This window comes from uncultured Maricaulis sp., from assembly GCF_963976135.1.
Taxonomy (GTDB): domain Bacteria; phylum Pseudomonadota; class Alphaproteobacteria; order Caulobacterales; family Maricaulaceae; genus Maricaulis.
The window spans coordinates 1-7,784 of sequence record NZ_CAXBKN010000108.1 but is presented as its reverse complement, the minus strand read 5'-3'; the positions used below and the strand labels follow the sequence as shown (position 1 = coordinate 7,784).

General features: G+C 62.1%; 7 protein-coding genes and 1 pseudogene. 5 read left to right on the top strand and 3 right to left on the bottom strand.

What is annotated here, in order from left to right:
• The 3 genes from AAC023_RS12555 to AAC023_RS12545 all read left to right on the top strand — a co-directional run.
• Positions 1-360, top strand: a 360-nt coding sequence (locus AAC023_RS12555; protein WP_339741539.1) for a hypothetical protein, incomplete at its 5' end; no start/stop codon positions are given.
• Positions 361-363: 3 nt separating this feature from the next.
• Complete coding sequence (locus AAC023_RS12550; RefSeq protein WP_339741538.1) at positions 364-1,347, top strand: sterol desaturase family protein; 984 nt, start codon at positions 364-366, stop codon at positions 1,345-1,347.
• Positions 1,348-1,466: 119 nt separating this feature from the next.
• Complete coding sequence (locus AAC023_RS12545; RefSeq protein WP_339741537.1) at positions 1,467-2,555, top strand: ferritin-like domain-containing protein; 1,089 nt, start codon at positions 1,467-1,469, stop codon at positions 2,553-2,555.
• 82 nt (positions 2,556-2,637) lie between these two features.
• On the opposite strand, the gene AAC023_RS12540 is transcribed toward AAC023_RS12545, so the two are convergent.
• The 3 genes from AAC023_RS12540 to AAC023_RS12530 form a co-directional block, all read right to left on the bottom strand.
• Positions 2,638-3,231, bottom strand: a complete 594-nt coding sequence (locus AAC023_RS12540; RefSeq protein WP_339741536.1) for a class I SAM-dependent methyltransferase — start codon at positions 3,229-3,231, stop codon at positions 2,638-2,640.
• 88 nt (positions 3,232-3,319) lie between these two features.
• A complete protein-coding gene (locus tag AAC023_RS12535; protein WP_339741535.1) occupies positions 3,320-4,333 on the bottom strand; it encodes a hypothetical protein in 1,014 nt (337 codons plus the stop codon).
• A gap of 121 nt (positions 4,334-4,454) precedes the next feature.
• Positions 4,455-5,885 (bottom strand): short-chain fatty acyl-CoA regulator family protein, encoded by a 1,431-nt coding sequence (locus AAC023_RS12530; RefSeq protein ID WP_339741534.1) that lies wholly within the window; start codon positions 5,883-5,885, stop codon positions 4,455-4,457.
• 145 nt (positions 5,886-6,030) lie between these two features.
• Here AAC023_RS12530 and aceA point away from each other — a divergent pair, with 145 nt between their 5' ends.
• Both aceA and AAC023_RS12520 read left to right on the top strand, forming a co-directional pair.
• Complete coding sequence (gene aceA / locus AAC023_RS12525) at positions 6,031-7,317, top strand: isocitrate lyase (protein ID WP_339741533.1); 1,287 nt, start codon at positions 6,031-6,033, stop codon at positions 7,315-7,317.
• 78 nt (positions 7,318-7,395) lie between these two features.
• Positions 7,396-7,784: pseudogene (locus AAC023_RS12520) on the top strand (malate synthase A); the annotation flags it as partial.

The window sequence follows — 7,784 nt, the reverse complement described above, 5'->3', positions numbered from 1 at the left end:
CTGAATGTCATCCTGCGTCTGGGAGAGCCGGCCCGATTGAGCAGCCTGGACGAGGCCGTCGAGCGGCTCGACACCGATGCGGTCGGCTTCAATGCCGGTCCCGGCGTGCTGGCCCGGGACGGCAGCGCCGCCCTGGTCGAGGAAGATGGCGGCCGGCGAATCGGCTTGCTGAAAGCCAAGGGCGATGAGTTTGTCATTCGCTATGTCGAACCCGGCCTCGTGCGTGCCGCCCGGCTGGCCGAGGATGCCCGGCTCACCATCCGCCTCAATGATTTCACCTTTCCGCCATTCACCATGGCGTTCGCCGACGCAGGCGAGGCCCGTTTGTGGGCCGACAAGCTCAATGCGATGCAGGAGTAGATTATGGACGTCCCGGCTTTTGTAGAGACATTCAATCCTGTCTATTACGCGATCCCGCTCTTCATCCTCCTGGTGGCGATCGAGATGATTCACGCCAAGCTCACCGGTTCGGCCCGGTTCGAGGCGCGCGATAGTGCCTCAAGCCTGATGATGGGGCTTGGGAGCACTGTGTCCGGTGTGCTGTTTGCCGGCCTGGTGACGGCCTGGGCGATGTTTGTCTACCAATTCCGCCTGTTCGATATCGGCTTCGCCTGGTGGGTCTGGCCGGTTGCCTTCATCTTCGACGATTTCATGTATTACTGGGTCCACCGCCTGGGCCACACCGTGCGCTGGTTCTGGGCCGACCATATCGTCCATCATTCCTCGCAGCATTATAATCTGACCACGGCCCTGCGGCAGTCCTGGCTCGGCCCGCTGACGCTGAAATTCCTCTGGCTCGGCTCGGTTATGATCCTGATCGGCTTCCATCCGCTGGTGATCGGCATCGTGTCCGGTTTCAACCTGATTTATCAATTCTGGTTCCACACCGAGGCGATCAAGAAAATGCCGGCCTGGTTCGAGGCGGTGATGAATACGCCTTCGCACCACCGTGTTCATCACGCAACCAATCCGATCTATCTCGACCGCAATTTCGCCGGTGTCTTCATCATCTGGGACAAGATGTTCGGAACCTTCCAGCCTGAGCTCGAGGACGAAAAATGCCGCTATGGCATTATCCACAACATCGATACCCACAACCCTTTCAAAATCGCCATCCATGAATGGCTCTCGGTTTTCCGGGATATGCGCGGCGCGAAATCACTGAAGGACGCGATGATGTATCTGCTCGCGCCGCCAGGCTGGACGCCGGACGGGTCCCGCGCGACCTCGAAACAGATCAAGGCGCGCTGGCTGGCCCGGACGGGCGGGGTGGCGCCATCCACAGACGCGGCAGCCCACGAAGCCCCGGCAAGCCCTGCTGCAGCGTCTCATACGGCGGCGGAATAGGGGATTGGTCATTACATTTTCGGCAAGCCTCTTGCCTTCCGAAGGAATATGACTGATGTTGGGGAAGTGAACGTTGTTCACCAATAACTGTCTGGCCATACCTGGGGAGGTTCAACGCCATGGGAACGCTTCGCGAGCTCTATCCGATTCCGAATATCGACAAGTCGTGGTCCGTGCCACAGGACTTCACGACCCTGTTTGACTGGGAATATGATGAAGGGCGCACGACGCTCATGCATCTCTACCAGAAGGGCAAGGACATGCAGTGGGATGCGGTCAATCGCATCGACTGGACGCAAGAGCTCGATTTCGAAAATCCCATGCAGATGCCCGAAGAGGCCAATGCGATTTTCGGCTCCCCGATGTGGGACAAGATGAACAAGTCGGAGAAGCGCGAATTCCGCCGCCACTCACAGGCCTGGAATATCTCCCAATTCATGCAGGGCGAACAGGCGGCATTGATCTGTGCCGCCAAGATCGTGCAGCAGGTTCCCGATCTCGACGCCAAATTCTACGCCTCCACCCAGGTGATGGACGAGGCGCGCCATGTCGAGGCCTACAAGAATCTCCTGACCAAGTTCGGCGTTGCCTATCCGATGACCGCGCCGCTGCAACAGCTGATCGACCAGGCCCTGCGCGACAGCCGCTGGGACATGACCTATCTGGCCATGCAGGTCGTTATTGAAGGTCTGGCGCTCGCCGCTTTTGGCACGATCCGCGATGTCGCCCAGAACCCGCTGGCCCGCATGGTCAATGCCTATGTGATGGAAGACGAGGCGCGCCATGTTGCCTTCGGACGTCTGTCATTGCGCGATTACTATCCCACCCTGACCGATGCCGAGCGCGATGAGCGCGAGGAATTCCTCGTCGAGGCCTGCTATCTGATGCGTGACCGCTTCCAGGCGCGCGAAGTGTTCGAAGTGATGGGCCTGCCCGTCGATGAATGCGTCAAATACGTCGAGCAATCGGCCACCATGCAGCTCTTCCGGACCTTCCTGTTCCAGCGCATCGTGCCGATCGTCAAGGATATCGGTCTTTGGGGGCCGCGCATCCAGAAGGCTTATGTCGATATGGGCGTGATGCATTTCTCGGAGCTGGATCTCGACGAGCTCTCTTCCCAGGACGAGAAAATCGCCGCCGAGTTCGACGAGCAGAACCAGGACGTCCGCACGGCCTATGTCCAGTCCGTCGCCGGGCATGCCGAGTAGGATCTGATAACATCGCTGGCCCGGCCCCTGTGCCGGTGCCAGCGGTGCATTGGCCCTGAGACCTGTGCCGGGCCCCGGAGGCTTATCGCGTGCCGGTGCCGATCAGGACTGGCAGCGCCGCTCCCTCAGCTTCGATCTCGAAGGCCGGTTCGACCCGGATATCGTGGAGCTGCGCCGCGCCAAGCGCGCGTCTGATCTCGGCCTCGGAGAGTCCAAAACCATCGCTGCCTGAGGCCAGCCAGTCCCATTGCACAAAATCTCCCCCGGGCCGCAACATGCGGGCGAGGGCTGCGACGGCATTGGGGTAGTCGGGCAGGAAGCTGCAAACCGAGGACGCGTAGACCAGATCGAAATCTGCGAACGCACGCGGGTCGAGCGGAAAGTCATGGTCGAGAATATCGCCGTGAACGGCGGTGATATTGCGAATACCCTTGTCCTTCAGGACCGCGATCATCCTGTCCGAGCTGTCGACGGCAATCACTTCGTGCACGTGCGGTGCAATTTTCCCGGCCAACAGCCCCGTGCCACACCCGAAATCGAGCACCCGTCCTGATGCCCAGCCGGCGGCAGTGATGCCGAGCCGCGCATCCAATGACGCAAACGCCTGGTCAGCGTAGTGTTTGACCGCAGGGTTGGCGTCCCATCCGTCTGCATGCTCGTTCCAGCTATCGCTCATCGTGCAGGCGCCTCCCTGTGGCCGCGCGGTTTTGGCGTCGCAAGCTGCGAACCGGTCCGAAGGTGTCGGGGCGTTCGCCCAAACGGGCCTAATCGCAATCGCGTGTCGGATTATCCCGCGTGATGGCGCAAATCATCATTGCACCATTCCTCTCACCATAGGTCGCGACGAGACGTTCGCGCAATGTCGCCCATTTGTCGGCGCTGTCCTCGATCGCCGCCTCGACGCTGCGGCGGAAATTATCGCCCAGGGCGCCGCGTTCGCTGCTGCCGGCGCCGATCTGCGGATCGATCACACCGGTATCCTTGGCCAGATTGAGGTGACGCACCCGGTGCTCGCCTGTATCGCCATAAAAACAGCCCCGCTCCTCGCCGAGGAAGGATTCATTGTCGAAACAGCCTGAAATCAACCCGGCCGGGAAAACCGGATTGGCGATGCGCAGATCAAGCCAGGGCGAGCGGCCGGACTGGCCCAGACCCGGAGGGTTTTCGACGCCGACCGGCAGGCCCGAATCGGGCTGGTCAACCCAGTTGGAGTGGGAATAGAAATCCTGGCTGGCATGCAGGATCAGGCCGAGATGGGCGAGCACATTGCACTTGGCGCGGCCATGCTCGCTGCCGGCATAGACGCAGTCGATATAGCTCGGGATCTGGCTGCCGCGGATATCACCATCCTCATCGAGCAGGGCGGCGGCATCGAGCACGGCATGGTCGAGATTGGACATCATCTGCGTCCGGCACTCGGTCAGCGAAGCCTCGGCCTCGGCGGCGCTGCGCGGATAGCCCGGCACATCGAGATAATCGCCGGCGCTGCAATGGGCATGGGAAGTGAGCATGCCGCGGCCGCGGTCCGGTGCGCCGACCGCGCCGAAACTGCCGTCCTCGCCGGCCAGGCTGTCGAGCGTATCGGGCTGGAAACAGGCATCGGCCGGGCGCACACCATCACAGGCGAGGGCGTGGCGGGTGATCCTTGCATGCTCGGCATCCTGGCCCATGCCGCGCACCGTGCCATAGGCGAAGGTGGCGATCGGCACGAGGCTGGCAACGGCCAGGGTCGTGGCGAGCAGTATGGCAGCGCGATGGCGGGGCCGGGCCTGTTTCATGGGGCGTCCTCAATGTTGCGGTGCCCCGGAAATCCCCGGCGGCCGATACCGGACCCTCTAGATATCCGATGGAAAAGTCACGGGAAAACCGGAATTCTTTGCGGATAATCCCCCGCCTGGTCTAGTCATCCCCGAAGGAATAGGGCGAGGCGCGCAACTGGTGCAGGTCCATATGGAGCTTGCGATTGAGCGGCGGAAAGGCGCGCTGGGCGCAATCCTCGCGCTCGCACAGGCGGCAGGCAATCCCGACCGGTTGCACGCGGCTGCCCTCCAGCCCGTCGGCATGGACAATCTTCTCCGCATGGGCCCAGTCGCAGCCCAGCGCGATGGCATGGATGACCGGGCGCTGGCCAATCGGGGCCGCGCTGACCTGGCCGCGGGCGATGGAGAGATTGCGCTTGCCGTCGGGCAGTTCAAAGGCCTGCACCAGCAGGCGTTCAGGCTGGCCCAGCGCGTCATACAAATTCCATTTCGGACAACCGCCGCCCGAGCGCGCAAACGGCATGATGCCGCCGCCAAAACGCTTCGATACATTGCCCGCCTGGTCGACCCGGATCATGAAGAAAGGCAGGCCGCGCGCGCCGGGGCGTTGCAGCGTCGTCAAGCGATGGCAGACCTGTTCGAAACTGACCTCGAAGCGGCGCTGCAGCCGGTCGACATCATAGCGCGTCGCCTCGGCCACTTTCAGCGTCTCGGCATAGGGCATGTGGACCGCGCCGGCGAAATAATTGGCGAGGCCGATGCGGTAAAGCTTGCGCGCCTCATCGGACGGCAGGTCGGCGCTGTCGCACAGCGCATCGAGCGTATCGCCCAGTTCAAGCGAGGCGAGCACGACGGCCATGTTGAATGAGCGCGACCCAGGGGCCAGGGCCTCGGATAGCAGCAGGCGGCGGCCATGAAAGTCCAGCCGCCGGCGGGCACCGGCCATGATGGTTTCGTCGAGGATGCGTACCGCAAAACCGTGCCGTTCCAGCAAATGCCGGGAGAGGGCGCTCTCGCACAGGCGCGGGCGGATGCCGGCCTGCTCGATCAGGGCCTCGGCCGCGTCTTCCAGCTCAGGGAAGTGATTTTGCCGCGCATCGAGCGCATCGCGCACGCTTTCCAGCACCGCGCCAGGCCCGCCATGGGCCGCGCCGGGGCCGGACATGCGGCTGGCCAGATCGGCGGTCGCGGCATTGGTCTCGCGATAGGATTGATAGAGCCGGGCAAAGGCTTCGGCGACGCGCGGATGCGCCTCGCTCAACTCATTGAGCTCGATTCGGTCGAGCTCCATGCTGGCGAGCAGCGGGTCGGAGGCCGCCTCGCGCAGATCGGCCAGTAATTGCTTGTCGGATTCCTGGGCAAAGGCGCGCACATCGACATCGAAAGCGTCGGCCAGCGAGAGCAGGACGCGCGCCGTCACCGGGCGTTGATTGCGTTCCAGCAGATTGAGATAGCTCGCGGAGAGCCCGAGCGCCGTAGCGGCCTCGGCCTGGGTCATGCCGCGTTCGCGCCGCAGGCGCCGCAGTCGCGCGCCGGCAAAAATCTTCTCGAGGGGCTGTAAATCGCTCATGATTTGTACCAAAATTTACAAACTGACATTATGACAATGTAATTTGTATACACCGTGTCCGCTTTCTATGGAAGGCTTTATGGACAGGCTCTATTCCGTTTGACACCGTAAGGGCAATTCAACTCCCACAGTTATGGTGACAAAAATGACAAGCTTCAAAGATCTGGTTCCCGGTGCCGCTGCTGACCGTTTTGACGGTATCGAGCGCGGCTATGGCGTCGAGGACGTCCTCAAGCTGCGCGGCTCGGTGCAGGTCCGCAATACGCTCGCTGAACGCGGCGCCGAAAAGCTCTGGAGCCTGCTCAAGACCGAGCCCTATATCAATGCGCTTGGCGCCATGTCGGGCAATCAGGCGATGCAACAGGTCCGTGCCGGCCTGAAGGCGATCTATCTGTCTGGCTGGCAGGTTGCTGCCGACGCCAATGTCGCCGGGGCCATGTATCCCGACCAATCGCTCTACCCCGCCAATTCCGGTCCCGAGCTGGCGCGCAAGATCAATCGCACCCTGCAACGCGCCGACCAGGTCGAATTCTCTGAAGGCAAGGTCACGCGCGACTGGTTTGCACCGATTGTCGCCGATGCCGAAGCCGGCTTTGGTGGCCCGCTCAACTGCTTCGAGATCATGAAAGCCTATATCGAGGCGGGCGCTGCCGGCGTTCACTTCGAAGACCAGCTCGCTTCGGAAAAGAAGTGCGGCCATCTCGGCGGCAAGGTCCTGATCCCGACCCAGGCGCATGAGCGCAATCTGATCGCCGCGCGTCTCGCCGCCGATGTGATGGGTGTGTCGACCATTACCGTCGCCCGCACCGATGCGGAAAGTGCCAAATTGCTCACCTCCGACATTGATGAGCGCGACCATCCCTTCATCGATTTCGAGGCCGGCCGCACGCCGGAAGGCTTCTATCGCATCAAGGACGGTGTCGGCGTTGACCATTGCATCGCGCGTTCGATCGAATACGGCAAATATGCCGACCTGTTGTGGTGGGAAACCTCCAAGCCGAATCTCGACGAGGCCCGCCGCTTCGCCGAGGCCGTGCAGAAGAAATATCCGGGCAAGATGATGGCCTATAATTGTTCGCCAAGCTTCAACTGGGAAGCCAATCTCGACAAGGAAACGATCGCGAAATACCAGCGTGAGCTCGGCGCCATGGGCTATAAGTTCCAGTTCGTCACTCTGGCCGGCTTCCACAGCCTGAACCATTCCATGTTCGAACTGGCCCGCGGCTACAAGGATCGCGGCATGGCGGCCTATTCCGAGCTGCAGCAGGCAGAATTCGGTTCCGAAGCCAATGGTTACACCGCTACGCGTCACCAGCGCGAAGTCGGCACCGGCTATTTCGACCAGGTCTCCCTGGCCCTCACGGGTGGCACCTCCTCGACAACCGCCATGGGCGAGTCGACCGAGTCGTCACAGTTCGAAGCCGCCGAATAAGTCTCGGGCCCTCGGACCCGACGCGGGGTGCGCGCCCCAAACGCGCGCCCCGCACCCTTTTGCCGACAGGAGACAGCCATGTCACAGATTACACCGAGCGGCGTCGAAATCCTGGGCCATCTTGAGCCCGGCTATCGCGATATCCTCAGCCATGAAGCGCTCGATTTCCTGGCCGGCCTGCACCGGCGTTTCGAGAAGCGCCGTCAGTCGCTGCTGCGCCATCGCACCGAGCGCCAGGCCGAACTGAATGTCGGCGCCCTGCTGATGTTCCCGCACGAGACCGCCGATATCCGCGCCAGTGAGTGGAAGGTGCGCCCGGCGCCGGCCGATCTGCAGGACCGCCGTGTCGAGATCACCGGTCCGGTTGATCGCAAAATGGTCGTCAACGCGCTCAATTCCGGCGCCAAATGTTTCATGGCCGACTTCGAGGACGCGACCTCGCCGGTCTGGTCCAACCTGATCGAGGG

Coding starts and splice junctions, on each gene's coding strand:
- AAC023_RS12550 (WP_339741538.1), top strand. CDS start 364: ATGGACGTCCCGGCTTTTGTAGAGACATTCAATCCTGTCTATTACGCG.
- AAC023_RS12545 (WP_339741537.1), top strand. CDS start 1,467: ATGGGAACGCTTCGCGAGCTCTATCCGATTCCGAATATCGACAAGTCG.
- AAC023_RS12540 (WP_339741536.1), bottom strand. CDS start 3,231: ATGAGCGATAGCTGGAACGAGCATGCAGACGGATGGGACGCCAACCCT.
- AAC023_RS12535 (WP_339741535.1), bottom strand. CDS start 4,333: ATGAAACAGGCCCGGCCCCGCCATCGCGCTGCCATACTGCTCGCCACG.
- AAC023_RS12530 (WP_339741534.1), bottom strand. CDS start 5,885: ATGAGCGATTTACAGCCCCTCGAGAAGATTTTTGCCGGCGCGCGACTG.
- aceA (WP_339741533.1), top strand. CDS start 6,031: ATGACAAGCTTCAAAGATCTGGTTCCCGGTGCCGCTGCTGACCGTTTT.